This window comes from Acidobacteriota bacterium, from assembly GCA_026707545.1.
Classification (GTDB): Bacteria; Acidobacteriota; Thermoanaerobaculia; order Multivoradales; family Multivoraceae; genus Multivorans.
Genome location: JAPOWR010000002.1, coordinates 115541 through 141641, shown reverse-complemented (window position 1 = coordinate 141641; position 26101 = coordinate 115541). Strand labels below are relative to the sequence as shown.

Genomic DNA, 26101 nt, shown 5'->3' with positions numbered 1-26101 from the left:
ACGATCAGGACGAACCTTCAGCCGGAGAGACGGCCGCGGCCACGGTCGAGTCGCCGCCGAGCTGGAACCTGGCGAAACGGCAGATGCGCATGTTCTCGCCCAGCTTAGCGATCGCCTCCTTCAGCACGTCCTCGACCTTCCGGTCCGTGTCCTTGACGAACGGCTGTTCCAGAAGGCAGTTCTCGCCGAAGAACTTCGACATTCGGCCTTCGACGATCCGCTCGATGATGTGTTCGGGCTTGCCCGACTCGATGGCCTGTTCCCGGTGGATCCTCTTCTCCCGTTCCAGGACGTCCGCAGTCACCTCATCGCGACCGATGAACCGGGGCTGGCTGGCGGCCACATGAAGCGACAGATCGTGCGCCAACTGCTGGAAGTCGTCCGTGCGGGCCACGAAGTCCGTCTCGCAGTTGATCTCGAGCAGCACGCCGATCTTGCCGCCGGCGTGGATGTAGGAGACCACGAGACCGTCACTCGTCGCGCGGCCCGCCTTCTTGGCCGCGGAGGCCAGTCCCTTCTTGCGCAGCGCGTCGAGAGCCGCCTCGACGTCGCCGCCGGTCTCGACCAGGGCGTTCTTGCAGTCCATCATGCCCGCGCCGGTCCGCTCGCGGAGCTCCTTGACCATCGCGACTGTCACTGCCTTGCTCATCGCTTCCTTCTCCCTAAGGGGCTCCAGTCGCCCCGGACTCGAACTTCAACTGAGTGCCGGCGCCCTTGTCACCGCTTCGCCGGACGAAGAATCGTCGGCGCTTCACCACGAAACTGCCGGTTGGCTCAGGCGCTGCCGCCGGCCGCTGCGGGCTCCGCCACATCGGTTGCCGGTTCGGCTGGCTCGGCGGTTGCCTCGACTGGCTCGGCGGCTGACTCGACTGGCTCGGCGGCTGACTCGACTGGCTCGGCGGCTGACTCGACTGGCTCGGCGGGCTCGGCTGCCGACTCGACAGGCTCCGCTGCCACCTCGACAGGCTCGACGGGTTCGGACGGCCCTTCCGGATCCGAACTCTCCACCGGCTCCTCCGCTTCGCCGTCAGCCTCGACGGCGACCGCCGTTTCCGCTTCCCCCTCGTCGCCCTTGCTCCAGGCGGCGGCGCCCTCGATGTAGGAGTCGGCTATTCGGCCGGCAAACAGGCGAATCGTGCGGATGGCGTCGTCGTTGCCCGGAATCACGTGGTCCACGAGTTCCGGATCGCAGTTCGTATCCACGATCGCCACGACCGGGATGTTCAACTTGTTCGCCTCCGCGATTGCAATGTGCTCACGCCGCGGATCGACGACGAAGAGCGCGTCCGGGAGCCGTTCCATGTCCCGGATGCCATCCAGGTTGCGGACCATCTTGTCCCGCTCGCGCTCGAGCCGGAGGCGTTCCTTCTTGGTCAGGAGGCTCTCCTCGTCGGCGAGCTTCTTCTCCGTATCCTGAAGGCGCTCGACCGAGGCGCGGATGGTGACGAAGTTGGTCAGCGTGCCGCCAAGCCACCGATGGGTGACGTAGAACTGGCCGCAGCGCCGCGCCTCCTCCTCGACCGCCTGTTGCGCCTGTCGCTTCGTGCCGACGAACAGCAGACGGCGCCCCATGCGGGCCATGTGCTCGACGTACTCCGCGGCCTCGCGGAACCGCTGCAGGGTCTGCTGAAGATCGATGATGTAGATGCCGTTGCGCCGGCCGAAGATGTAGCTGCGCATCTTCGGATTCCAGCGCCTCGTCTGATGACCGAAGTGGACGCCGGCCTCCAGCATCTCCTTCATCGTGACGTGAGCCAAGAACCTGTCCCCGCTATCTCTTGCTGAACTGGAAGCGGGCGCGCGCACCCTTCTGACCGTACTTCTTGCGTTCCTTGCGCCGCGGATCCCGGGTCATGAACCCGGCCGCCTTGAGCGGTTCGCGGAGCTCCGGATCGAAGTCCACCAGCGCACGCGAGAGGCCGTGCCGGATGGCGCCTGCCTGGCCCGAACTGCCGCCTCCGCGGACCGTGCACGAGATGTCGACATCGCCCTCCTTCTCGGCCACCTGCAGGGGCTGGCGGACGATCATCTTCAGCACTTCGCTGCTGAAGTAGTCGTCCATTCCCATGCCGTTGACCGTCATCTCGCCGCTTCCCGGGCGCAGGAAGACGCGCGCCGTGGCCGTCTTGCGGCGGCCCGTTCCGTAACTCGCTTCCGTCAACTCGGACTCCCCTCGATCGCGATCGGTTCCGGCTGCTGTGCCGCATGCGGATGTTCCGCTCCGGCATAGACCTTGAGCTTCCTCAGTTGCCTGCGGCCCAGGCGGTTCTTGGGCAGCATCCCCCGCACCGCCAGTTCCACGAGCCTGGTCGGCCGGCGCCCGCGCAGGCGGCCGGCAGTCTCCGACTTGAGCTTTCCGGGCTGTCCGCTGTGGCGGTAGTAGATCTTCTTGTCGTCCTTGCCGCCGGTGAGAACCGCCTTCTCGGCGTTGACAACCACCACGAAGTCACCGACATCGATGTGGCGAGCGTATGTGGGCTTGTTCTTGCCCGTCAGGATGCGCGCCACCCGCGTAGCCAGACGTCCGAGCGTCGCGCCTTCCGCGTCCACCACGTACCAGCGGCGCTCGATCTCGCCCACCTTGGGGCTGTAGGTCGGGTTCGCCGTCCTTGCTCTGGCTATTGCGGTCATTCGTGTTCCTACCCTGTCCGGCCGGCCTTGTTTTGGGATGCCAGCCCTCCGTTGCGCGCAGCAAGACGTAAGGAGTGGGCATACTCCTACCGAAGCCCCTCGCGCAGAGGAACGGGGATCGTAGAGTCCCAACCAGACCTTGTCAAGGTGAGCGACGGTCCCATCCGAGCTCCCTGCGGCGTATTCTCGTCTCACCATGACTGCTCTACGGGTTGGGCTCACCGGCGGCATCGCCAGCGGCAAGTCGACTGTCGGCGCGATGCTGGCGGAGTTGGGCTGCGTGGTCACCGACGCCGACGCCCTGGTCGCCGAGCTCTATCGCTCCGGCCAGCCCGGAGCCCAAGCGGTTGCCGACCTCTTTGGGCCGCAAATGCTCCGGGCCGACGGCTCCGTCGACAAGGACGCACTGGGCAGGGCCGTCTTCGCCGACCCGGCCAGCCGCAAGCGCCTCGAGCAGGCGATCCATCCACTGGTCGGGCAGCGCTACCTGGAGATCCTGGACTCAGCCGGCGACGGCGCAGTCGTCGTCTTCGAAGTGCCGCTGCTGGCCGAGACCGGCGGTCGTGGACGGTACGACGCCGTGGTCACCGTCGAGGCACCGGCCGCCCTTCGCCTGGACCGAGCTGTCCGACGCGGTCTGGACCGCGACCAGGCGGCTGCGCGGATGGAGGCGCAGGCCCGATCCGAAGACCGTCGCGCGGCCGCGGACTTCGTGATCGAGAACACCGGAAACCTGGCTGAACTCCGCGCCCACGTCGAGGCTGTGCACTCAGCCTTGAAGCGTCAGGCTCAGCGCTCATGATCAGCCTCTTCCGGGCCATCGAGCGCCCGCAGGAACTGGCGCCAGGCACGGCCTCGGTGGCCAATCCGGTCCTTGACCTCATCGCCTAACTCCGCGTAGGTCCGTTCGAGTCCATCCGGCTCGAACACCGGGTCCCAGCCGAAGCCGCCCCCTCCTCGCGGCGGCAGCACGAGTTTGCCGGCCGTCGTGCCCTCGGCGATCACTTCCTGGTCGCCATTCCTGAGCATGAGGGCACATCGCGCGACCACCCGGGGATCACCGGCCCGAATGGCCACGTTCGCGATGCCCTCGTCACCCACCGCCTCCAACATCCACTTGACCAGCGGCCCCGGAAAGCCGTTCATGCAGGCCAGTTCCAGACCGGTCTCCTCGACAACGACCGGCCGCTCGAGCCGCTGCCACGCAGCCTCCGCCTTGAACCGCAGCACCTGGATGAGGTCGCCGGACTGGATCTCCGGCAGGTCGATCGCCGCTGTCTCCAGCCGGCGGCCGACGATCCGCTCCGCCTCGCGCCGCTTGTTCTCGTTGCCGGTGACCAGCACCCACGGTCCCTGGCTGAAAGCTCCGCCACTCACCTGTCGGCGCCCGAACACGACATGAATAATCGTGCGCCATAGTGGTGTATTATTCGCGCCGAAAGAGCCAAGGGACAGGCAGTGTAGCCCGCCCCACACCATCCGGCCCAACGGAGGAATGCCTCACATGCCCGCACACCTTCTCTCGATCGCCGATCTCGAGGAGGGCCAACTCGAGTCGATCCTCGATCTGTCCCTGGGACTCCAGGCAAGGCCCGATGCGCATCGAAGCACGCTCCACGGCAAGTCGATTGGCCTCTACTTCGAGAAGTCGTCCACGCGGACCCGAGTGAGCTTCGAGGTGGGCATGGGGCAACTCGGAGGTCAGGCGATCTTCCTGTCGGCGCGCGATCTGCAGATCGGCCGCGGGGAAACGATCGCCGACACCGCCCGCGTCCTGTCCCGTTACGTGGATCTCCTCATGCTGCGTACCTTCGAGCACAGCACCGTGGTCAAGATGGCAGAACACGCCACGATTCCCGTGATCAACGGGTTGACCGACGAACTGCACCCCTGCCAGGCACTCGCCGACCTGATGACCGTCCGCCAGGAGTTCGGTGACCTGCGCGGCCGCCGGGTCGCCTACATCGGCGACGGCAACAACGTCGCCCATTCATTGATGATCGCCTGCGCCCGTGCCGGCCTCGACTTCTCCATCGCCTCACCGCCGGGCTACGAAGTAGCGGACAAGTACCTCGAACTCGCGGGCGCGCTCGCCACCGACACTGGCGCCGGGATCGAAACCGGAACCGACCCGCACGCCGCCGCCGCCGGCGCGGACGCCGTCTACAGCGACGTCTGGACCTCGATGGGGCAGGAGAAGGAACGAAAGCAGCGCCTCGCGGACTTCGAGGGCTACACCGTCGACGCCGATCTGATGGCCCGGGCCAAGAGCGACGCGATCTACCTCCACTGCCTGCCCTGCCACCGGGGCGAAGAAGTCACCGCCTCCGTCGTCGACGGCCCCCAGAGCCGCGTCTTCGACCAGGCCGAGAATCGCATGCACACCCAGAAGGCCCTCATGCTCCGCCTCCTCGATCGCGCGTAGAGGAGCGGAAACATGGGATAAGCGTAGGTTCGCCAACAACTTACGCTGGTAGACTGCGCGCATGGCCGAAGCCAGGGAAGCACCGCAGAATCCGCTTCACGAGCGCTACGCGAGTGCCGAGATGGCGCGGCTGTTCTCGGCCCGGCACCGGTTCCGGACCTGGCGGCGGCTCTGGATCTGTTTGGCCGAGAACCAGGCCGCGCTGGGTCTGCCGATCAGCGAAGGACAGCTTACCGCGCTGCGCGAGCATGCAGACGAACTCGACCTGGAGCGAGTAGCCACGCTGGAACGGGAGACACGCCACGACGTGGTGGCCCATCTGCGGCACTTCGCCGAGGTCAGCGGCGACGCCGGCAGCATCCTGCATCTCGGCGCGACGTCGGCGTTCATCACCGACAACACCGACGCTCTGATCGTCCGGGATGCTCTCGACCTGGTTGCGGGACGGCTGGCGGCCACGGTGGCCGAGCTGGCCAGCTTCGCGCGCCGGGAGCGGAGCACGACCGCACTCGCCTACACCCATTTCCAGTCGGCCCAGTTGACCACGTTGGGCAAGCGCTCGTGTCTCTGGCTCCAGGACTTCCTGACCGACCTCGAGGAAGTCGCGAACCGCCGCGACCGGCTGCGCTGCCGGGGCGCCAAGGGCACGACGGGCACCCAGGCCTCCTTCCTGACTCTGTTCGGCGGAGACCACGGCAAGGTCCGCGAACTCGACGCCCGGGTGGCCTCGGCGCTCGGCTTCGAGGCGAGTTGGCGGATCACCGGCCAGACCTACCCGCGCAAGCAGGACAGTCAGGTTCTGCACACGCTGTCCGGAACCGCGGAGAGCTGCCACAAGTTCGGCAGCGACCTGCGACTGTTACAGGGTGTTGGTGAACTGTCCGAGCCGTTCGACGAAAACCAGGTCGGTTCCTCGGCGATGGCGTACAAGCGCAACCCGGTGCGGGCCGAGCGCATGTGCTCGCTGTCGCGGCGGGTGATGAGCGACTCACTACACGGGGCGCTGAACGCCGGCACTCAGTGGCTCGAGCGCAGCCTCGACGACTCGGCGAACCGCCGCCTCGTGCTGACCGACTGCTTTCTGACCGTCGATGCCGTGTTGCTTCTGGCTGCGAACATCGCCCAGGGGCTGCGGGTCAATGAAGCAGCCACGGCGGCCCGGGTGAGGCGAGAGCTTCCGTTCATGGCCACCGAGACCTTCCTGATGGAAGCGTCGCTGCGCGGCGGCGACCGTCAGGAACTGCACGAACGCATTCGCCGGCACAGTCTCGAGGCGTACGCGCGGGTTTCCGCGGGAGAACCGAACCCGTTGATCGACCTGATCGCGGCCGACTCGTCGTTCGGTCTCGGACGCGACGAACTCGAATCCCTCATCGACGCGGACTCCTTCACCGGTCGTTCAGCGCAGCAGGTCGACGATTTCCTCGCCGAAGCCGTGGAACCGGCACTGGCTCGGCACCGGGCCGCGGCGGTCGAGGCGCCGCGGGTGTAGCGAACCCGATGTACCGGCCGCGCTCGCGTCCCGAGGACGGCACCCGCCGCCTGCTCGCAGCCGCGCTTGCCGCGGTCCTCGCCGCCGGCGCGCTAGTCGGCTGCGCCTCGACCACCCGCCTCGAATCACCGAACCGCGGAACCACGCAGGAAGGACTGGCGTCCTGGTACGGCGCCAAGTTCCATGGCCGCCCCACCGCAAGCGGTGAGACCTACGACATGAACCGCATCTCGGCCGCGCACAAGCAGTTGCCGCTGGGAACGGTCGTGCTGGTCAAGAACCAGGACAATGGCAAGAAGCTGAGGGTCCCGATCAACGTCCGCGGTCCCTTCATCAAGGGCCGGATCATCGACCTCTCCGTCGGAGCCGCCAGACAGCTCGAGATGTTCGGTCAGGGCCTGGCGAACGTCCGCATCAAGGTCGTGCGGTTGGCACCGAAAAGGCGTCAACTACCGATCTCCTATCCCGCCCCCGGCGGCCGCGCGAGCAGGGCGAACGGGGACCGCGAGCGCGGCTTCACCATCCAGGCCGGCGCCTTCAGTAAGCGCAGCAGTGCCGTGGCGCTGGCCCGACGCCTCCGCCGCGAACTCGACCTCGACAACGTGAAGATCACAAGAGGACGAGGAGTGCACCGCGTCCAGATCGAGCGTAAACGCAGGCAAGCGGCCGACGCCGTGCTGCAGCGCCTGAAAGACGCCGGCATCGCCGCCTTTCTTTCGGGCTGACGAGGGTCGGGCCGGCCCGTTCAGGTGAGGTCGACCAGGTCGACCGCGATCACCTCGTCCACCGCCAGCAGCGCATCCATGCAGGCGTCGTCCGGGACCTGGTCGAGCCGCAACACGGCGATGGCGTCACCGTCCGGCTCCCGGGACAGGTGGATGTCGGCGATGTTGATTCCGGCGTCGCCGAGCAGAGTGCCCAACCGGCCGACGAAGCCTGGCACGTCGCGGTTGCGCAGGAACAGCAGCAGGCCGCGGGGCTGGAACTCGAGCTGGAAGCCGGCGAAGGAAACGACTCGCAGATCGCCGTGGATCTCGCCGTGGCGGTAGGTCGTGCCCGAAGCCTCGGCCACGCCGTCGGCCATCCAGGCTCCGGTCGGCGGCTCGGCGCCGACCGCCCGGACCCGGACCAAGTGGGCGTACGCGGCCTGGTCGCTGTGCGTGGCCTGCACGAGTTCTACGCGGCGGTCGGCGGCCGTTCGCTCCGCGTTGACGTAGTTGACGCCCTCGCCGCAGGACGGAATCAGGGCACCCTTGAGCGCCGCCACGGCGACCGACTTGCGCAGTTCGGCGTCGATGCCCCAGAGATCGACCTGGACCCGCCGCAGGCTGCCCCCAAGCGCGACCGCGGCCAGCCGGCCGAGCTGCTCGCCCAGCCGCAGGAAGGGTTCACCCCGAGATCCGGATGATCGGAACGGCAGATTCACCGCCGACACCGCGAGCGAGCCGCGGAGCGCGGCGAGCACCATGCGGGCCGTCTCGGTAGCGATGCGCTCCTGCGCCTCGGTCGTCTGGGCGCCGATGTGGGGCGTGGCCACCACTTTCGGATGGGCGGCCAGCCGGTAGTCCGATGGCGGTTCCACGGGGAACACATCCAGACCGGCGCCCGCGAGCTTGCCGGACTCGAGCGCCGCCAGCAGAGCCTCGCCGTCGACGACGCCGCCGCGCCCGACATTGATCACGACGGCGCCGTCCTTCATCAGGGCGATGCGCGACTCGTCGAGCATGTTCCTGGTCTGGTCCGTCAACGGCGTGTGGAAGGTGATGAAGTCCGACCCCGCGAGCAGATCGTCAAGAGTCACCGGTTCGACATCGAGGCGCCGCGCGACCTCCGCCTGCAGGAACGGGTCGTAGGCGAGCACTTCCATTTCGAAAGCCCGCGCCCGGGTGGCCACCCGCTGCCCGATCTGGCCGAAGCCGATCACGCCGAGCACCTTTCCCTGCAACTCGCTGCCGACGTGGTTCTTGCGCTCCCAGCGCTCCGCCTTGAGCGAGGCGTCCGCTGACGGAATCCGCCGCGCCAGCGCCAGTAGCAGGGCGAAGGTGTGCTCGGTGGCGGAAAGCGAGTTCGCGGTCGGTGCGTTGATCACCAGCACGCCGCGCTGCGTGGCGGCTGCGATGTCGATGTTGTCGACGCCCACACCTGCACGGCCCACTACCTTGAGACGCTCCCCTCCCTCGAGAACCTCCCGTGTGATCTCGGTGCCGCTGCGCACGATGACCGCGTCGTAGTCCGCGATCAATGAGGCGAGCCGTGGACGGTCCTCGTCTCGAAGCTGGTCCACCTCCGCGTTTTCGCGCAGCAACTCGACACCGGCCGGCGCCAGGGAGTCGGCAATCAGGATCCGCGGCATCGGCTGCACCTCGGTTCGTGCTCGGGTCGGCAAGACTCAACTACAAGCGGCCGGACCGGGAGCGACCCGCCGCCAGCCGGATTGTGGCAGTGCTTCAGGAGTACAGCAAGACCGGTTCGCGCTCCGCGCGGAACTCCTTCTCATCATCACGCCAGCTCGCGAACCAGCGTTCCAGCGCATCCGGCGCCTCGAGCGCTAGCCGGAAACGGTCGGTACCGGCGAGCAGGTCGACGGCCGGCGTATCCGACACGAACTCGTACGGTTCGGCGCGCCAGTCGAAGGCAGGCCCCAGCACGTCGCGAAAGGCGAGAAGGAGTTCGAACCCGAGACGCACAGGCTCAAGGGCTTCTCCATCGACCACCCGCAGTTCCACGCCGGCACAGACCCTTCCCGCATGCTTCTGGAACTGCGGTCTGAACATGGCGGGGACCACGGTAACGCCGGCCTGTCCGGCCGCGTCAAGGCGGTCCCGGCAGTGGCGGGCCAGTGCCGGCGCGTCGGCGCCGGGCAATCCGAGCAGGTGGAACGGCCGCGTCGTGCCACGGCCCTCGGACACCGCCGTCGCTTCAAACAGGCACAGCCCCGGATACACGGCGGCTGTGTCCGGTGTCGGCATGTTCGGTGATGGAGCCGCCCACGGCCAGCCCGTGTCCCGCCACGTCTCGTCCCGCCGCCAACCCTCGACCTCGAAGACGGCGAGCGACGTGGTGTTCCAGCCGCGGCGCCGCGCTTCCAGAAGGACGATCTCCGCCAGCGTCAACCCGTGGCGCTGTGGCATGCGAAAGGCGCCCACGAAGGAAGCGAAATCGAGGTCCAGCAGGTTGCCCTCGACTTTCCGGCCCCCCAGGGGATTCGGACGGTCCAGGATCCACACCTCGCAGCCGGCCGCGAGCGCCGCTTCGGCCGCCCACACCGCGGTCGCCGCGAAGGTGTAGTAGCGCGCGCCGACATCCTGGAGGTCGATCACCAGCAGATCACCACCTTCGAAGACGGAAGACCGCGGTCGCAGACTCGCCGCCTCGTCCCCGTAGAGCGAGACGACCGAACATCCCGTCCACGGATCCCGCTGGTCGCTTGCGGCCACCATGTCCTGTTCGACTCCGTAGAAGCCGTGCTCCGGCCCCAGCAGGGCCACTGGCCGTTCGACGGTCCCGAGAGCCAGATGCGCGTGAACGCCGTCACGGCTCAACGATGCCTGGTGGCAAAGCAGGACGTAGCGGCGCCCCTTCAGACGTCCCGCGTCGTCGAGCAGGCGGTCGAGGCCGAAACGGATCACTACCCTCCGCTTCAGCGGCCGCGGCGATACTCGCCGCTCCGGCCGCCACTTTTCGCCTCCAGCAACAGATCCGTGACGACGGCGCCGCGTTCGACCGACTTGACCATGTCGTAGAGAGCGAGCGCCGCGGCCGCACAGGCGGTCAGCGCCTCCATCTCGGCGCCGGTGCGGGCGGTGACCACCACTCGGCTCCGGATCGTCACGCCGCTCTCCCCAGGTTCGATCTCCACCTCCACCTGGTCCAGAGGCAGCGGATGAGCCAGGGGTACCCAGGTGGACGTGCTCTTGGCGGCCTGCACTCCAGCCACCCGCGCCACCGTCAAAGCGTCGCCCTTGGGCAACCGATCCAGCCGCTCAACGGTGTCGGCCGACAGCAGAACGCGGCAGGATGCTTCCGCGACCCGACGAGTGACCTCCTTGGCCGAGACATCGACCATGGCCGCGCGGCCGCGGCGATCGAGGTGGCTGAAGGAGGTGTCGGAACTCATGCCTGTGCACTGCTGTGCGAGGAAGCCCCGCGCCGGTAACCTACCGCAGGAATGCGCCTTGCGATCGTGATGCCGGTGCTCGAGGAAGAGGGTACGGTGCAGGCTGCGGTCGCCGCCGCCCGCCATCACTGCGACGATCTGATCGTCGTCGACGGCGGCAGCCGCGATCGCACGCTGGAGCTGGCGCGCCGGGCCGGCGCCACCGTGGCAGCCGCGTCACGACCGGGCCGCGGTCTGCAGCTTCACACCGGTGCCGCCCTGGCCATCGATCGTGGCGCCCAGGTGCTGCTGTTCCTCCACGCCGACACCCGCCTCCCGGCATCAGCCCGAACCGAGATCGAACGTGCGGTCGGCGGCAACGCCATCGGCGGCGGATTCCTGGTCGACTTCGAAGCCGCGCCGCGGCTCCTGCGCCTTGGGCGCCGCCTGGTCGACTTTCGCACGAAACGACTGCGCATGCCGCTCGGCGACCAGGCGCAATTCGCCACTGCGGCGGCCTATGCGGGCTGTGGGGGGTTCACCGACCTTCCGATCCTCGAAGACCTGGACTTCATCCGCCGGCTCCGCCGGCAAGGATCGATCTCGATCATCTCGAGACGTGCCCTGACCTCGTCACGCCGATTCATCGAACGCGGCGTCATCCGGACGGTGGCGACGAACTGGCTGATCTGGCTGCTGTTCGCAGCCGGCGTCCAGCCAGCGCGTCTCGCCCGCTTCTACCGCCTCGTGCGGTGAGAGTGCCTAGTTTAGGGCGTCCTTGAGGGGACGGCTGACCTTGAAGCGAACGCCGTTGCTCGCGGCGATCTGGATCGACTCGCCGGTCTTCGGGTTGCGGCCCATGCGGCCGGCACGGTGCGAAACCGAGAAACTCCCCAAACCGGGCAGTTGCACACGATCACCGTTCTGCAGGTGGCTGGAGATGCTGTCGATCAGGGACTGGACGGCATCCGCCGCCTGCTTCTTGCTCAAACCCGCGCCATCGGCGACGGCTTCTACGATGTCTGCCTTTCCGGCCATCTAGTGTGCTCCTTCGAGTCTTTGGGTGGAACTTCCGGTATGCTCGGGAGTTTTTCGGCCAACTCCCGACCACCCGGAAAATCTAGGCCAGAAAGACCCTCTTTGTCAATGTCCACTTGAACCTATGGCTATGTCTCGTCCCACGGTGTACGGATGACGCCGCCTTCCGGAAGGGGGAACTGCAGCCCTTCAATCGTCCCCGCGCTCGAGCACCTGCACCGTGAAGCCGTCATGATCCGCGGCCGGCAGGAGACGCCACAGCCCGGGGCCAGCGACGTGCTCCTGCGCCGGGGGCCGGAGGTCGACCAGGAGATCCCGCCGACGAAAGTCGATCCGGGACTCCAGGAAAGCCGCGGCCACCGCCTCGTTCTCCTCCGGCTCGATGGAACAGCTGATGACCACCAGCAGACCTCCGGGGCGAACGCACTCGGAAGCGCCTCGAATCATGGCCAGACCCTCCGCCGAGAGCCGCTCGATCTCAGCGGCGCTGATCCGCCACTTCAGTTCGGGATGTTTGCGCAGCGTACCGGTTCCACTGCAGGGCAGGTCGACGACGACCCGGTCGAAGACTGGACCGAAGGGAAGGGCAAGGCTGTCAGCGGCCAGAAGCCGGGGCCGGAGCTTCAGGCGGCCGGCGTTCCGTCTCATCGTCACCAGGCGTCCAAGGGACACATCGGCGGCAATGCTCTGAACGTCCGGCTGCTCCGCCAGGACCGCGAACGTCTTGCCCCCCGGCGCCGCGGCCACGTCCAGTACCCTCTCGCCGGGCACCGGCGGCGGCACGATCGCAGCCAACTGACTTGCCTCGTCCTGCACGTAGAAGCCGCCCTGCCGGTAGGCGTCCGTCGTTAGCGGATTCCCCCAACGGACCGTGACGCAGTGGGGCGCCAGGACCGACGGCTCGACACCCACGTCGTCGTCGATCAACTGCTCCGCCAGTAGCGCACGTCCGCCGCGATCCCGGAACGCCAGCAGGTGCAGCGGCTTGGGAAGGTTGTTGGCGCCAAGCAGGGCGACCGTTCGCTCCTCGCCGTAGATGCCCAACCAGCGTTCGACCAGCAGGTCCGGGTGGGAGTGGCGGATTCCCAGCCGCGTCGTCAGGTCACCGGGTTCGGCCGGCCAGTCGTCGCGGCGCGGCGAACGCGCAATCCGTCGAAGCACGCCGTTGACGAAGCTGGCGCCGCCCGCGTGAGTGCGGCTTCCCGCCTGCTCGACCGCCTCATTGACCGCCGCATGCGGTGGCACCCGGTCGAGGAAGAAGAGCTGGTACGCGCCGATCCGCAGCGGCGCCAGCAAGGCCCGCTGAATGCGGTGGAGAGGCCGCTGCGCGGCCGCGACCAGGACATGGTCGATGAAGCGCAGCCAGCGCAGTGTCCCAAGCACCAGTTCGCGCAGCAACGCGTGGTCGCGCGGATCGCAGCGCTCGAGCGCGCCGTCCAGGAACGTCGACACCGGCGCCCTCGAGTCCAGGGTCCGCTCCAGCACGAAGGCCGCCGACGCCCGCACTTTGGCATGGGCCGTCATCGCCGTGTCCCGCCGGCGCCACCCGCCGCGGGAATCCAGGTTCCGGATGGCGCGCCGGCGGGTCACTCCGCCGTTCCGAAGCGCTCGCCCACGGCGAGACGCAGCCCGTTGACCAGATCGAGGCCGCTGATCCGTCGGCCGCCCGGCCGTTGCACCCGAAGCAGTGCCAGCGCCGACGAACCACCGCACCGGACCACCGGTGCCCGCCCAAACCCCTCTACTCTCCGGCAACCCAGGAAGGTACCCGGCCGATCCAGACCGGTTCGCCCCTCCGCTCCGGCGCAAAATGCCAGCGGCCGCGACCGGGCGATCCGAACAGCCTCGCCGCGAAGCCAGCTACGCGACCCGGGCCACGGCTCGTAGGCGCGCACGCGCCACGCGACTTCTCGCGATTGCCTGCTCCAGTCCACGATGCCGTCCTTGGAACGGAGCATCGGGGCATAGGTCGAGGCCTCGTCACACTGCGGCCGCGGTTCGACGGTCCCGGCCTGAAGCGCCTCGAGCGTGCTGACGATCAGCCGGGCACCCATCGCGGCCAGTCGTGGTGACAGCTCACCGGCGGTCTCTTCCGGGCCGATTCGGGTTGCTTCCTGAAGCAGGATCGGTCCGCTGTCCAGGCCTTCTTCCATGACCATCGTGGTCACACCAGTCTCCTTCTGTCCGGCGGCTATCGCGGCCTGAATCGGCGCCGCGCCGCGCCAGGCCGGCAGCAGCGATGCATGGATGTTCACACAGCCGCCCGCGGGCAGTTCGAGCAAGGAGCGGGGGAAGATCCGACCGTACGCCGCAACGACGGCAAGGTCCAGCACAAGGTCGCGTAGCCGGCCGAGGAAGTCGTCCCCGCGCACACCCTTCGGCTGCAGCAGGTCGACGCCTCTCTCGAGCGCCCAGCGGGCCACGGGCGGCTGCGCCACACGGCCGCCGCGACCCGCCCGGCGCGGCGGTTGGCTCACGACGAGGATCGGCCGGCGGCCGGCCGCCTCCAGGGCATCAAGGGCCGGGACCGCGAACTCAGGTGTGCCGAAGAATGCGATCCGGCTGAGTCTTCGGGGTGCGGACACAACACCCGGGAGACTACGCGACCCGCCGATGAAACCCCCGGGCCGCGCTATTCGAAAGCGATCTGCGACTGCTCGATCTCTTCGAAGAAGTCCGGCGGCACCAGGACCTCTCTCGGCTTGCTGCCCTGGGCCGGACCGAGGATTCCATCCTGCTCCATCAGGTCGACCAGGCGGGATGCGCGGGAGAAGCCGACCCTCATCCGGCGCTGGAGGAAACTCGCCGACCCCATCCGTTCCGCGACGACCAGGCGCGCCGCCTCGTCGTACAGCACGTCTCCGCCTCCATGCTCGCTCCCCGCGGCGGACCGATCTTCCGCCGGCGGTTCCAGCACCGCCGGATCCAGGTTTGGCTGACCCTGGCGCTTGAGCCAGCGAACCAGGGCCGCCGTCTCCTGCTCGGTGACGTAGGCGCCGTGCAGGCGGATCGTCCGGCCGCTGCCGGGAGGCATGAATAGCATGTCGCCCTTGCCCAGCAGCTTCTCCGCTCCGACCTGATCGAGGATCGTGCGCGAGTCGTGCCGCGTGGCGGCCGCGTAGGAGATCCGGCAGGGGAAGTTCGCCTTGATCGTCCCGGTCAGCACGTCGACCGATGGGCGCTGGGTGGCGACAATGAGATGGATTCCGACGGCCCGGGCCATCTGGGCCAGGCGAGCGATCGAGGTTTCGACCTCGGACGACGCCACCATCATCAGGTCGGCCAGCTCGTCGATCACGATCACGTAGTAGGGAAGCGGCTCGAAGTCGCGCGCTGCCAACGGCTCGGCCGCCTCTTCGTCCCGCAACCGCAGGCGCCGGGCAACTTCCGGATCCGAGATTGCCTCGTTGTAGAACGCGATCGAGCGGACATGGACCTCGGCCAGGAGCCGGTAGCGACGCTCCATCTCCCCCACCGCCCAGCGCAAGGCGTTCGCAGCCTGCTTCGGCTCCACGACGACAGCGGTCTTGAGGTGGGGAATGTCCGCGTAGACCCCCAGTTCGATCCGCTTCGGATCGATCAGGATGAACTGGACCTCATCGCTTCTCACCTTGTACAGGATCGAAGTCAGCATCCCCTGCAGGCCGACGCTCTTGCCGGCGCCCGTGGCGCCCGCAACAAGCAGGTGCGGCATCTTCGTCAGATCGGCGTAGTACGGCTCGCCCCGCAGGGTCCGTCCCAGCGCCATCGTCAGCGGCGACTTGCTCTCCCGGAACTCGGGTGCGTCCAGCAGGCTGCCCAGCGGGATGACCGTGCGCCGGGTGTTCGGCACCTCGATGCCGAGCGTGGAGCGGCCAGGCATTCGATCGATCCGAATCGCCTCCGCCTTCAACGAGAGGGCCAGGTCGTCCTGCAGATTGATGATCTGCGCAACCTTGATCCCGGGCGCCGGCTGGAACTCGAAGACGGTAATCACCGGACCCGGGCTGATGCCCTCGATCGTCCCCTCCACACCGAACTCGGCGCAACGGGCACAGATCAGTTCGCCGAGCTTGCGGACCCCGTCCTCGTCGACCTCGGAGTTGACTTCGTCGCGGTACAGCAGGTCGATCGGTGGCAGTTCGGGGCCGGCGGCAGCCCGTCCGTCCGCGTCATCCGCCGATCCCGCTACGGCGGATGCGGGCGGATTTGCCCCCGGCGCCGCCACCGGAGCGGCCGCTGCCGCTGGCCTTGCGACATTGACCTCCTTCTGGGGGGCCGACCTGCGGAGCTGGAGCTCCTGCAGCGGCGAGTCGACGACCGGCTCGGCAGCGGTCTCCCTGACGCGCTTGCCTGCCTTCTTCTTCCGAGCGGTCTTGCGCCTGCGCCCCAGCTTGCTCGCGAAGAACGCGACCGGTCCCTTCAGCTGGCCAGCGACCCGGACCAGCCACTCCTCGAACGTGCCTCGCATCGTCAACGCGATGCCGAAGAGAAGCGCGAACAGCGCGATCACCGTGGCGCCGATGGCTCCCAGTTGACTCTGAAGACCGCCGGAGATCGTTCGTCCCACCAGACCGCCGGCACCCAGGGCCTCGCCGCGGAGCTGCACGTCGCCGACGGCGAGATCGATCAGGGTCGGCAAAGCGGCCACTGCGACGACGACGCCAGCGCCCTGCAGCAGCGACGGGAAACTGCCTCGCGACCGTACGAGCCGGTAGCCCAGGCCGAGAACCGCCAGGGCCACGGCCACGACCGCGAGTCCCAGGACTCCGTAGCCCGCCGCGGCAACCTCGGCTCCGACCGGACCGATCAGGTTCTCGGTGTCGCCCGTATCCGCGCCACTCCGCAGGAAGCTGGCGTCGCTCGGCTGGTAGCTCAAGAGGCTGAGCAACAGGAGCGCGCCAATGGCGAGGAGGAGCAGGCCGATCAGTTCGACGCCCTTGCCGGCCGGCAGCCCGCGCAAGCCAAGACGGCGAGCGCCATCGTCCGAGCGGATCACCGGCGCCCCCTGCAACCAGTGATGGAGGGAACTTGCACGGGCTACCGATTGTAGCCGATCAAGTGAAATATGACTATATGCGGCTAGCTCCCTGGCCGGAGCTCGCGGAACAGCGCGACGAACTCGGACACGCCAAGGCTCTCCGCCCGCGCGGTGGACGGCAGGTCGAGCGCCGACAGCGCCGCCTCGGCTGCCGCGCGGCCCACGCTCGGCCGGAAGTTGTTGACGAGCGTCTTGCGCCGCTGCCCGAAGGCCGTGCGCACGAAGTTCGCAAACCCGGACCACTCCGCCTCGTCGACCGGAGGCGCGGTGCGCTCGAAACCCACGAAGGCGCTCGTCACGGCCGGAGGCGGCACGAAGCTGCCCGGCCGAACGATCGCCAGCCGCCGAGCCGACGCCCGGGCGGCCACCATAACGCTCAATCCCCCGTACTCGGAGTCGCCCGGTGACGCGGTCAGCCGGTCGGCCACCTCCCGCTGCACCAAGAACGCCGCGCGGGCGCCGACCGCCGCCCGTTCGAGGACGGCGAGAATGATCCGGGTCGCCACGTTGTAGGGCAGGTTGCCCGCGACCCGGGTCGAGGCGGGCGTCCTCTCATAGCGCAGATCGCAGCCGTCGGCCGTGACCGGCGCCAGGCGCGGATCCGCGATGCGGCGACGCAACTCCAGCGTCCAGAGCAGGTCGAGCTCGCACGCGATGACCCGGCTCGCGCCGCGTTCGAGCAGCAGGCGGGTGAGCGCCCCGCCTCCCGCGCCGATCTCGATCACCCGGCGGCCGGCGACGTCCAGGAAGTCGACGGCAGCAATCGCGGGCCCAGGATGCCGAAGATGGTGCTGGCCCAGGGCCCTCTGAAGCGGGGGAACGCGGCTCAACGGCATGCACGGTAGCAGCCCCTCGGGCGGCCGGACGGCTAAGCTCGGCGCCGCGACCCGTCTGCGCCCCTGGTGTCCGATGGGAGAACAGGAGCCGGCATGAAGTCAGGAGAAGACCTCCGGAAACGCCCCGCGGATTCCTCTCCGTGGGAACCGACCGCGTGCATCCTCTGCGAGTCCAACTGCGGCATCGAGGTGCAGTTGGGCGGGGACGACGGACGGCAGTTCGCTCGCATACGGGGTGATCGGGCAAACCCCGTTTCCAAGGGCTATGTCTGCCAGAAGGCGGGACGTCTGAACCACTACCAGAACAGCCGCGACCGCCTGTTGTCGCCGATGCGCCGGCGAGCCGACGGCAGCTTCGAGGAAGTCGACTGGGACACCGCGATCAGCGGAATCGCGGCCCGCCTCTCCGAAGTGCGGGAGCACTTCGGCGGCGAGTCGATCTTCTACTACGGAGGCGGTGGCCAGGGGAATCACCTTCCCGGGTTCTACGCCCGCTCCACCCTGCGCACTCTCGGCTCCGTGTACCGCTCGAACGCACTGGCCCAGGAGAAGACGGGCGAGATGTGGGTCGCCGGCCAGATGGTCGGCGCTCACTCGCGCGGCGACTTTCACCGCTGTGAAGTCGGTGTCTTCCTGGGCAAGAACCCGTGGCAGTCGCACGGCATACCACGCGCCCGGGTCACGCTGCGCGAACTCGCGAAGGACCCGGAACGCTGCCTGATCGTCATTGACGTCCGGCGCTCCGAGACCGCGGACCTGGCCGACATCTTCCTCCAGGTGAAGCCGGGCACCGACGCCTGGCTGCTTGCGGCGATGCTCGGCGTCCTGCTCGAGGAAGGCCTTGAAGACAGCGACTTCGTCGCCCGGTGCACGGACGGTTTCGAGGAAGTACGCCCCCATCTCGAACAGGTCGACATCCGCGCCGCGTGCTCCGCCTGCGGCGTCCCCGAAGACCTCGTGCGCGAAGCCGTGCGCCGCATCGCCAGGGCGTCGAGCGTCTCCGTCTTCGAGGATCTCGGCGTCCAGATGAACCGCAACTCGACCCTGGTGAGCTACCTCCAGCGCCTGCTCTGGATGCTGACCGGGAACTTCGGCAAGGAGGGGGCGCACAACGTCTCCACCACGCTCGTGCCGATCACCGCGGCACGCTCATCCGGCCCGCGAACGACCCCGGTGACCGGAGCGCCTGTGATCGCGGGGCTCGTGCCCTGCAACCGGATCGCCGACGAGATCCTCACGAATCACCCGAAGCGCTTCCGGGCCATGCTCATCGAGAGCGCCAACCCGGTCCACTCGCTGGCCGAGAGCCGAAAGATGCGCGCGGCTCTGCGGGCGCTCGAGTGCGTCGTCGTGATCGATGTCGCGATGACCGAGACCGCCAGGCTCGCCGACTACGTGCTGCCGGCGACCACGCAGTACGAGAAGGCGGAGGCGGTGTTCTTCAACTTCGAGTTCCCGGAGAACGCCTTCTTCCTGCGACGGGCTCTGCTGCCGCCGCCCGCAACGGACAAGGCGGGGCCGCTGCCGGAGCCGGAGATCCACTGCCGGCTCACCGAGGCTCTCGGCGGCTTCTCGGCCGGGCAGATCGAGAAGCTCCGCGCCGCTCTGCGCGAGGGTGGACGAGCCAGGTTCGGGGAGACGTTCAAGGCGGCCATGCGGGAGAAACCCGAACTCGCCGGAACAGCGCCCGCCCTCCTCTACCGGACCCTGGGCGAGACCCTGCCCGAGAGCGCCAGGTCCGGGGCTGCCCTGTGGAGCGCTGCCCAGATCTGCGCTCGTCGCTTCGCCGACTCCGTGCGGCGAGCCGGCATCGAAGGCGACGACCATGAACTGGGCGACGCCCTGTTCGACGCCATCATCGACAGCCCTCAGGGCCTCGTGTTCTCCGTCGACCCGCCCGAGGTCAGTTGGGAACGCGTCCAAACGGCGACCGGTCGGCTCCAGCTCGCGATTCCGGAGCTGTTCGACGCGGTCGATGGTCTTGCCGCCACCGACGGCCCCGCCATCACCAGCGAGGCGTTCCCGCTCGTGCTGTCCGCCGGCGAGCGGCGCTCCTACACGGCGAACACGATCTACCGCGATCCCCTGTGGCGCCGGAGAGCCCTCGAGGAAGCGCTCGCCCTCTCGCCCAACGACGCGGCGGCACTCGAGATCGCGGACGGCGACCGGGTCCGGCTGGTGACTTCGCAGGGCTCCACCCAGGTCCTCGCCACGATCAGCGGCCGCATGCAGGACGGGCACATCTCGCTTCCGAACGGCCTCGGGCTCGACTACCCCGACGAAGGGGGACGGCGCACGCTTGACGGCGTACCGCCGAACGAACTGACCAGCACCTCGGCCCGCGATCCCATCGCCGGCACGCCGTGGCACAAGAGTGTTCCGGCTCGCCTGGAACGAATCGCCGATGACGGCCCCTGACGAACTCGCAGCACGGGCCGCCGCCGCTCTCCGCGAAGTCACTGACATGCGGGGCGCCGACGACGCGCGCCGCGACAGCCTGACCGGCCTGCTCGACGACCGCGCGTTGCACGGCGCGCTCACCGACGCCATCGCGGCGACGGAACGCGGCGGCGACCGCATCGGTCTGCTGTTCATCGACCTGGACCACTTCAAGCGCGTAAACGACCGGCACGGCCACGTGACCGGTAGCCGCATCCTGAGCCAGGTCGGCCGACTCATAGGCGATGCCGCTCGGCAGGCCGGGGGCTTCGCCGCCCGCTACGGCGGCGACGAGTTCGTGGTCGTCCTTCCCGGCGCCGACCTGGATCGGTCCCTTCGCCATGCTGAGAGCCTCCGGGCCACCCTGGCCGCCACCATCCTGGCCGGCGGCGAGCCGCCCCGCCGTCGCCCGCTGGTCCATGTCACCTGCTCGATCGGAGCCGCCTCGTCGCGGCCCGGGCCTGCTGGAGGCCACGGCGAGACAGCGGCCCGGGAACGGGCGGTGACCCGCCTGTTGCAGTCGGCCGACAATGCGATGTACCAGGTCAAGCGCGCCGGCCGTAATCAGGTGGCGGCTGCCGGCGCCGAAGCAACCGGCGTCGCCTGAACCCCGGCTAGCAGCATCGGCGCGACACGAGAACCAGTCCATGCGCCCGTCACGGGCCTGTGGCTGATACCCGCCGCTACTCGCCCACCCCGCAGCGTCCGATCCAGAAGGGCTCCGGCGCCGTCTGCGGCAATCTGGTCACGGCAGGTAGATCATGGGCGGTGATCGTCTCCAGGCGATGGCTCCGGAGCGGCACGGCGCCGATCGAGAGCGGCCACGGCGGCCGACGGAAGGCGAACAGGCTGAACGAGACCGCTGCGCGGCGGTCCGCGTCGATGGAAAGCACGTCACGCGACGGACCCTCGGCGCCGTTCGACCAGTCCAACAGAAGCCATAGCTCCTCGAACGACTCGGACCAGCCCGGCGGCAGGCCCGGCCAGGCCCTGATCCCGCGATGGACCTCGGCCCGCAGATCGGGGTCTCCCTCGAAGGCGACGGCGGCCAGAAGCAACGGCTCGGCGAGGATCGCCCGCGCGGCCCGCTCGGCCACTCGCGGCTCCCCGGCGGCACTCCCCGCCCCGCGCTCCAGGCGCATCAGCTCGAACGGCGCGAGCGCGGCCAGCGGATCGAGATCGCAGGCCCGCTCCAACGCTTCCCGTCTCCGCTCCAGGTCCTCGCCGTCGACTGTGCCGGCCAGCAGCCAGAGCGGCGCCAGCCCGTCGGCGGCCGTGGCCGCCGCCCATGGATCCAGGCGCACGCGGTAGAGGGGAAACCGAGGATCCGCCGCTACCGCCTCCTGAAGGCGGAGGGTCGACGGATCGCCTGCTGCGGCCTCGGCCACCACGCCGCCCGAGGAGCCTGCCGCTCCGATCGCGCGTTCGTAGGCTCTCGCCGCCCAGGCCCGCTCCAGCGACCACCCAAGCGCGGCGGCCAACCACAGGAACACGAGAACCCGGGCCCGGGGCCACGGCCAGCCCGAGGGCATGCCCTCGGCTCCCGTCCCGGCATCACGCGCCGCCGAAGCCAGACCCAGATTCAGAATCAGCGCCGCAGGCACCGCCAGCACACCGGCAAAGACGCCGAACACCAGGCAGATCCCCGTACCCAGTAGACCGAGCATCGCCGCCGCCAGAAGCTCCGGATCGCCGATGGACCCCGCGGACCGCCGCGCCGACCGCACGAGTTCGCGCAGGTGGCGCTGGCCGTAGCGCACGATCACGCCGAGCAGCAGCAGCGAACCGAGCGCCCCCAGCTCGTACGGCGCCTGCGCCAGCAGGCTGTGCGCATCGGTGATCACCTCGCCGGGTGGGTGAACGCCCGGGGCCGGCCGCCAGTGACTGGCGAGTGTCCAGTTCGACGAGCCGGGACCCCATCCGAGGATGGGCCGCTCGGCGAAGCCGTCCATCGCCGCAACCGCGTAGGTTCGGCGCGACAGCAATGACGGATCCTCGAGGCGGACCACCGCTCCGAGGCGCTCGACCGGGCCTGGGACTTCGTGCCGGGGAGCCGCCCAGGCCGCGACGAGGGCCAGCGCGATCACAAGAGCCAGCAGGGTGCCAACTCCCGCCAACCACCTCGGGGTAGCCAGGCGCCACGCGGTCCACCCCGCCACCGCGAGGACCTGAAGCGCCAGCGCAAGCAGGCCCGACATGGAGCCCGTCGCGCTCAGAGTCCAGAGCAGGGTCCCACCCACGAGGACGGCCGCCACAAGCCGCGGCCGGCCGCCGCCGGGCCATGGCACGCGCCACGTCCCGAGGATGGCCGACGGCAGCAGCGCAACGAGCAGGAGGGCCAACTGGTTGTGGTGGCCGATCGGCAGCGCGGCCCGGCCCTGGTCGTGCAGGGGCTGCTGGATCAGGGCCCAGATCGACGCGGCCAGGCCAACCGCCGCGCAGCCTGCAAGAGCCCATCGCCGCGCTTCCGGCCGGTGCAGCAGACGGCCGATGCCCGCCGCCGCCCAGGCCGCGGGCAGCAGGAAGACGACGATCGACTCTCCGGCGCGTCCGACCGGCGACAACAGCCAACTGGCCAGAACCGAAAGCCAGAGCGCCGCCGGCAGCGCCGGCCACCAGGGCGCCCGAACGGTTGCCAAGCCGAGAGGGTCACGGAACTCCGTTGCTCCCCAGCACGCGAGGAGCAGGAGCAGAGCCGAGGCGGTGATCCGGGCTGTGGCGGACGCGCCGAGATGGAAGGTACCGGCGTAGAAGACGACGGCGGCCAGGGCCAGCGTGACGATCGACCCGGCGCCGCGGTCCCTCCAGGGCCGTTCGGCCATCACGCGACGCGCCGGCTCAGGACCCCGAGCCGCGAACGCCCGTACTGCCCGAACGCCTTGTCAGACGCACCGCCACCTCAGGAGCCTCGCGCAGGCAGGTCCAGAGAACGCCGAGCGACGTCACAAAAGCGCGCCAACCGGTGCGGAAGACGGCGGCCGGCCGGTCTTCGATCCTTGGGTAGCCACGCCCGTCGGCCTTCGCCCTTTCCCAGCCGGCGAACAGGCGGCCCCAGGGACTCGCCAGGACCTCGGCCATCTGCTTCTTCGCCTTGTACGGATACCAGAACGAGTCGTGGTACAGAACGCTCGCCAGATAGGCCCAGGGCGCGAGAAAGGTGCGCAGCGACCACTCGATCGGACGCCGCAGGGGACCCCAGTAGATCTTGTGCTGCATCCTTGCCGCGAACGTCATCTTGCGGAAGGGCCCCACGAATCCCCAGTTCCTGTCCGCGACCGCGGGATCGCCCACGACTTCGATCTCGCGCGGGTCGCCGCAACCCAGACCCAGATCGTGGGCCAGCCGGATGTAGCGGATCCGCAGCGGATCGAAGCCCATCAGCTTCGCCGCCACCGCATCGATGGCCACCTGATCGGCGCTGGCAAGGACGACGTTGCCGATGCGGGGGATCATGCAGCGCGGGCCCGGGCCGTCGCCGGTAAACGTCCCGTCCATGGCCGCGAACACGCCCCGGTGGATGTGCTGCTGGATCATCAGCAGGTCGACCAGGGTCTCGTGGATCACGGGATGAGTCCAGTGCCGGCGCTCGTTCAGCAGGCCGCCGAAGGCGTTCTTCATGGCGCCCGTCGTCGTGGTGAAGACGTGCGTCTTGACCGTCGGCAGGTGGATGATGTTCTCGCCCACGAACCGCGCCGGAATGTGGAACCCCTGCGGGTACACGTCGTTCAGGCACAGGAAGCGCTCGGTCAGGTCGCCGACGGCGTCCCGTACGTCCAGCCATTCCTCACCCTCTTCGTAGAGGTGGATGTTGCGCAGGCCGTGGGCCCGGATGACGTCGATCTGCTTGTTCTCCCGTTCGCCCAATCGGGCGTCGATCACGACGGTCCGGTTGTGGCAGCCGTGGATGAGATCCGGGTCGTAGCCGTCCTTCTTCATCGCCCGCACAACCCCTTCCAGCTGCCACGGCGTCGTGGAGCTGCCGGGATAGAAGAAGTGCCAGGAGATGTTGATCTTGAGCGCCGTGTCGACGTAAGGGTCGACGACCTCGCGATAGCCCGCGAGGTTCAGTAGCTCGTGGTAGTCCGCCAGCACCGACGACGGCGCGGTCGGCAGGACGGCCACGCGGGACCGGCGGGGCGCCGAACTCAGTTCGGAGCTCCCCGGGCACCCCTGGACATGGCGGCCAGGAAATCGGCATTCGAGGGCGTGTTCTTGAGCCGTTCCTGGAGGACCTCCATGCTCTCGACCACCGGTAACGGGTTCAGCACCTTGCGCAGCACCCAGACCCGCTGCAGTTCATCCGGCGACAGGAGCAGCTCCTCCTTGCGTGTGCCCGACTTGTCGATGTCGATGGCCGGGAAAATCCGCTTGTCGACCAGTTTCCGGTCCAGGTGCAGTTCGGAGTTGCCGGTGCCCTTGAACTCTTCGAAGATCACGTCGTCCATCCGGCTGCCGGTGTCGATCAACGCGGTCGCGACGATCGTCAGCGAGCCGCCGCCCTCGATGTTCCGGGCGGCCCCGAAGAACCGCTTCGGCCGCTGCAGCGCGTTCGCGTCGATGCCGCCCGACAGCACCTTGCCCGACGGTGGCTGCACCGTGTTGTAGGCGCGCGCCAGTCGGGTGATCGAGTCGAGCAGGATGACCACGTCCTTGCCGTACTCGACCAGCCGCTTCGCCTTCTCGATCACCATCTCGGCGACCTGGGTGTGGCGCGAAGCGGGCTCGTCGAAGGTGGACGACACGACCTCGCCGCGCACCGAACGCTCCATGTCCGTCACTTCCTCGGGCCGCTCGTCGATCAGCAGGACGACCAGCACGACTTCCGGGTGGTTGGTCGCGATCGAGCGCGCCAGGGACTGCAGCAGCATCGTCTTGCCGGTCCGCGGCGGCGCCACGATCAGGGCGCGTTGGCCCTTGCCCATCGGCGCCACCAGATCCGTCACCCGGGACGACAGGTCGCCTTCCACCTCGAGCCGCAGACGCTCCTCCGGGTAGAGGGGCGTCAGGTTGTCGAAGAAGATCTTCTGGCGCACCGCGTCCGGGTGCTCGAAGTTCACCGCCTCCAGCTTGATCAGGGCCAGGTAGCGCTCGCCCTTGTTCTTCGGCTGGCGCACCTGCCCCGAAACCGTGTCTCCGGTGCGCAGGTCGAAACGCCGGATCTGGCTGCGGGAGACGTAGATGTCATCCGGTCCCGGCAGGTAGCTGTACTCCGGGGCTCGCAGGAACCCGTAGCCGTCGCTCAGGCACTCGAGAACGCCCTCGCCGAAGAGCAGCCCGCTCTTCTCCGTCTGCGCCTCCAGGATCTTGAAGCTCAACTCCTGCCTGGCCAGGCCGGCGGCCCCGACCACATCCAGCTCGCGCGCCAGCTTCAGAAGGTCGCGGTTGCTCAGCTCCTTGAGGGCCTTCAGGTCGAAGGCCAGGTCGGCGCTGACAGCCGCCCGCGCGCCGCCACCACTACTCGTCGCTTCCCGGGCTCCGTTCGTCGTCATCTTCTCAGGTCCTTGGGTTCTGTGGTGTGCCACCAGGGCTGAACTCCGGGTTCAGCAACACTCCGAGCAGCCGCGCCACGCCCTCACCAGTTCGAGACGACACGGGAAACAGCGCCGCCGCGGACGGCATTCCCAACAGCTCTGCAACCTCGGCAAGGGTTCGCGCCCGAGCCCCGCGCCCAATGCGGTCGATCTTGGTCACCGCGACCACGGGATCGAACTTCAGACTGCGAAGGTACGCGTACGCTTCGGAGTCGAGTGGTGTCCCGGCGACCTTACCATCCACCAGCAGAACCACCCTGGCCAGACCGGCAGCCGACCGTAGATACCGTTCCACGCTCCGGCCCCAGGCCTCCCGCTCACGCTTCGAAACCCGCGCGTAGCCGTAGCCCGGCAGATCGACCACGTACCACGACTCGTCGATCAGGAAGAAGTTGACCGTCCTCGTACGCCCCGGCTTGGAACTCGTGCGCGCAAGGTCCTTGCGCCCGAGCATCCGGTTGATCAGGCTTGACTTGCCGACGTTCGACCGCCCGGCGAAGACGATCTGAGGGAAACCGTCCCTGGGCAGGTCGGCGGCCCGCACGGCCGAAACGACGAAGCGCGCGCTGCGGACCTTCACGGTCCTGTTCCTC

The 26101-nt window shown here is 68.5% G+C and carries 24 protein-coding genes; 7 read left to right on the top strand and 17 right to left on the bottom strand.

The window, feature by feature from the left end; all coding sequences use genetic code 11:
* Window positions 1-4 precede the first annotated feature (4 nt).
* The 4 genes from tsf to rplM all read right to left on the bottom strand — a co-directional run bounded on the left by tsf (window position 5) and on the right by rplM (window position 2631).
* The gene (gene tsf, locus OXG83_12790) at window positions 5-649 is read right to left on the bottom strand and encodes a translation elongation factor Ts (protein MCY3965908.1); all 645 of its coding nucleotides are present in this window, start codon (window positions 647-649) and stop codon (window positions 5-7) included.
* Between the two features lie 125 nt (window positions 650-774).
* The gene (gene rpsB, locus OXG83_12785; protein ID MCY3965907.1) at window positions 775-1758 is read right to left on the bottom strand and encodes a 30S ribosomal protein S2; all 984 of its coding nucleotides are present in this window, start codon (window positions 1756-1758) and stop codon (window positions 775-777) included.
* A 13-nt stretch (window positions 1759-1771) separates the two neighbouring features.
* Window positions 1772-2161 carry a 30S ribosomal protein S9 gene (gene rpsI / locus OXG83_12780; GenBank protein ID MCY3965906.1) on the bottom strand — a complete coding sequence of 130 codons (390 nt, stop codon included), beginning with the start codon at window positions 2159-2161 and terminating at the stop codon, window positions 1772-1774.
* A complete protein-coding gene (rplM, locus tag OXG83_12775; protein ID MCY3965905.1) occupies window positions 2158-2631 on the bottom strand; it encodes a 50S ribosomal protein L13 in 474 nt (157 codons plus the stop codon). The genes rpsI and rplM overlap by 4 nt, the downstream gene beginning before the upstream one ends.
* Window positions 2632-2827: 196 nt before the next feature.
* Between rplM and coaE the strand changes: the two genes are divergently transcribed.
* The gene (gene coaE / locus OXG83_12770) at window positions 2828-3433 is read left to right on the top strand and encodes a dephospho-CoA kinase (protein ID MCY3965904.1); all 606 of its coding nucleotides are present in this window, start codon (window positions 2828-2830) and stop codon (window positions 3431-3433) included.
* Here coaE and OXG83_12765 read toward each other — a convergent pair.
* Window positions 3421-4008: a non-canonical purine NTP pyrophosphatase gene (locus OXG83_12765; GenBank protein MCY3965903.1), complete on the bottom strand. Its 588-nt coding sequence runs from the start codon at window positions 4006-4008 to the stop codon at window positions 3421-3423. The two genes, coaE and OXG83_12765, sit on opposite strands and share 13 nt — an antisense overlap.
* A 127-nt stretch (window positions 4009-4135) precedes the next feature.
* Here OXG83_12765 and argF point away from each other — a divergent pair, with 127 nt between their 5' ends.
* The 3 genes from argF (at window position 4136) to OXG83_12750 (ending at window position 7273) form a co-directional block, all read left to right on the top strand.
* Entirely contained in the window at window positions 4136-5056 is a 921-nt protein-coding gene (gene argF / locus OXG83_12760) for an ornithine carbamoyltransferase (protein MCY3965902.1), read from the top strand.
* A gap of 61 nt (window positions 5057-5117) precedes the next feature.
* Window positions 5118-6548, top strand: coding sequence for an adenylosuccinate lyase (purB, locus tag OXG83_12755; protein MCY3965901.1), 1431 nt, complete (start codon window positions 5118-5120; stop codon window positions 6546-6548).
* Between the two features lie 8 nt (window positions 6549-6556).
* Window positions 6557-7273: a septal ring lytic transglycosylase RlpA family protein gene (locus OXG83_12750; protein MCY3965900.1), complete on the top strand. Its 717-nt coding sequence runs from the start codon at window positions 6557-6559 to the stop codon at window positions 7271-7273.
* 20 nt (window positions 7274-7293) lie between these two features.
* Here OXG83_12750 and serA read toward each other — a convergent pair whose 3' ends face one another.
* The 3 genes from serA to moaC form a co-directional block, all read right to left on the bottom strand.
* On the bottom strand, window positions 7294-8934 hold the full coding sequence (gene serA / locus OXG83_12745) for a phosphoglycerate dehydrogenase (GenBank protein ID MCY3965899.1): 1641 nt from the start codon (window positions 8932-8934) through the stop codon (window positions 7294-7296).
* Window positions 8935-8995: 61 nt separating this feature from the next.
* Window positions 8996-10177 carry a DUF1343 domain-containing protein gene (locus tag OXG83_12740; GenBank protein MCY3965898.1) on the bottom strand — a complete coding sequence of 394 codons (1182 nt, stop codon included), beginning with the start codon at window positions 10175-10177 and terminating at the stop codon, window positions 8996-8998.
* Window positions 10178-10188: 11 nt separating this feature from the next.
* Window positions 10189-10665 (bottom strand): cyclic pyranopterin monophosphate synthase MoaC, encoded by a 477-nt coding sequence (moaC, locus tag OXG83_12735; GenBank protein ID MCY3965897.1) that lies wholly within the window; start codon window positions 10663-10665, stop codon window positions 10189-10191.
* Window positions 10666-10716: 51 nt separating this feature from the next.
* On the opposite strand from moaC, the gene OXG83_12730 reads away from it, so the two are divergent.
* Window positions 10717-11400 carry a TIGR04283 family arsenosugar biosynthesis glycosyltransferase gene (locus OXG83_12730; GenBank protein MCY3965896.1) on the top strand — a complete coding sequence of 228 codons (684 nt, stop codon included), beginning with the start codon at window positions 10717-10719 and terminating at the stop codon, window positions 11398-11400.
* A gap of 6 nt (window positions 11401-11406) precedes the next feature.
* Here OXG83_12730 and OXG83_12725 read toward each other — a convergent pair whose 3' ends face one another.
* The 5 genes from OXG83_12725 to rsmA form a co-directional block, all read right to left on the bottom strand.
* Entirely contained in the window at window positions 11407-11682 is a 276-nt protein-coding gene (locus OXG83_12725) for an HU family DNA-binding protein (protein MCY3965895.1), read from the bottom strand.
* A 189-nt stretch (window positions 11683-11871) separates the two neighbouring features.
* Window positions 11872-13206 (bottom strand): hypothetical protein, encoded by a 1335-nt coding sequence (locus OXG83_12720; GenBank protein ID MCY3965894.1) that lies wholly within the window; start codon window positions 13204-13206, stop codon window positions 11872-11874.
* 62 nt (window positions 13207-13268) lie between these two features.
* Window positions 13269-14267: a methionyl-tRNA formyltransferase gene (fmt, locus tag OXG83_12715; GenBank protein ID MCY3965893.1), complete on the bottom strand. Its 999-nt coding sequence runs from the start codon at window positions 14265-14267 to the stop codon at window positions 13269-13271.
* 47 nt (window positions 14268-14314) lie between these two features.
* The gene (locus OXG83_12710) at window positions 14315-16660 is read right to left on the bottom strand and encodes a DNA translocase FtsK 4TM domain-containing protein (protein MCY3965892.1); all 2346 of its coding nucleotides are present in this window, start codon (window positions 16658-16660) and stop codon (window positions 14315-14317) included.
* Window positions 16661-16743: 83 nt separating this feature from the next.
* Window positions 16744-17532 (bottom strand): 16S rRNA (adenine(1518)-N(6)/adenine(1519)-N(6))-dimethyltransferase RsmA, encoded by a 789-nt coding sequence (gene rsmA / locus OXG83_12705; protein MCY3965891.1) that lies wholly within the window; start codon window positions 17530-17532, stop codon window positions 16744-16746.
* Window positions 17533-17631: 99 nt separating this feature from the next.
* Between rsmA and OXG83_12700 the strand changes: the two genes are divergently transcribed.
* Together OXG83_12700 and OXG83_12695 are read left to right on the top strand one after the other, a co-directional pair.
* Window positions 17632-19956 (top strand): molybdopterin-dependent oxidoreductase, encoded by a 2325-nt coding sequence (locus OXG83_12700; protein MCY3965890.1) that lies wholly within the window; start codon window positions 17632-17634, stop codon window positions 19954-19956.
* The gene (locus tag OXG83_12695; GenBank protein MCY3965889.1) at window positions 19943-20584 is read left to right on the top strand and encodes a GGDEF domain-containing protein; all 642 of its coding nucleotides are present in this window, start codon (window positions 19943-19945) and stop codon (window positions 20582-20584) included. The genes OXG83_12700 and OXG83_12695 overlap by 14 nt, the downstream gene beginning before the upstream one ends.
* A gap of 76 nt (window positions 20585-20660) precedes the next feature.
* On the opposite strand, the gene OXG83_12690 is transcribed toward OXG83_12695, so the two are convergent.
* From OXG83_12690 to yihA, 4 genes are read right to left on the bottom strand one after another with little or no spacing between them, the layout of a single operon-like run.
* Window positions 20661-22799 (bottom strand): O-antigen ligase family protein, encoded by a 2139-nt coding sequence (locus tag OXG83_12690; protein ID MCY3965888.1) that lies wholly within the window; start codon window positions 22797-22799, stop codon window positions 20661-20663.
* 16 nt (window positions 22800-22815) lie between these two features.
* The gene (locus OXG83_12685; protein ID MCY3965887.1) at window positions 22816-24099 is read right to left on the bottom strand and encodes a DUF362 domain-containing protein; all 1284 of its coding nucleotides are present in this window, start codon (window positions 24097-24099) and stop codon (window positions 22816-22818) included.
* 23 nt (window positions 24100-24122) lie between these two features.
* Window positions 24123-25466 (bottom strand): transcription termination factor Rho, encoded by a 1344-nt coding sequence (gene rho / locus OXG83_12680; protein ID MCY3965886.1) that lies wholly within the window; start codon window positions 25464-25466, stop codon window positions 24123-24125.
* 4 nt (window positions 25467-25470) lie between these two features.
* Complete coding sequence (gene yihA, locus OXG83_12675; GenBank protein ID MCY3965885.1) at window positions 25471-26088, bottom strand: ribosome biogenesis GTP-binding protein YihA/YsxC; 618 nt, start codon at window positions 26086-26088, stop codon at window positions 25471-25473.
* Between the last annotated feature and the right edge of the window lie 13 nt (window positions 26089-26101).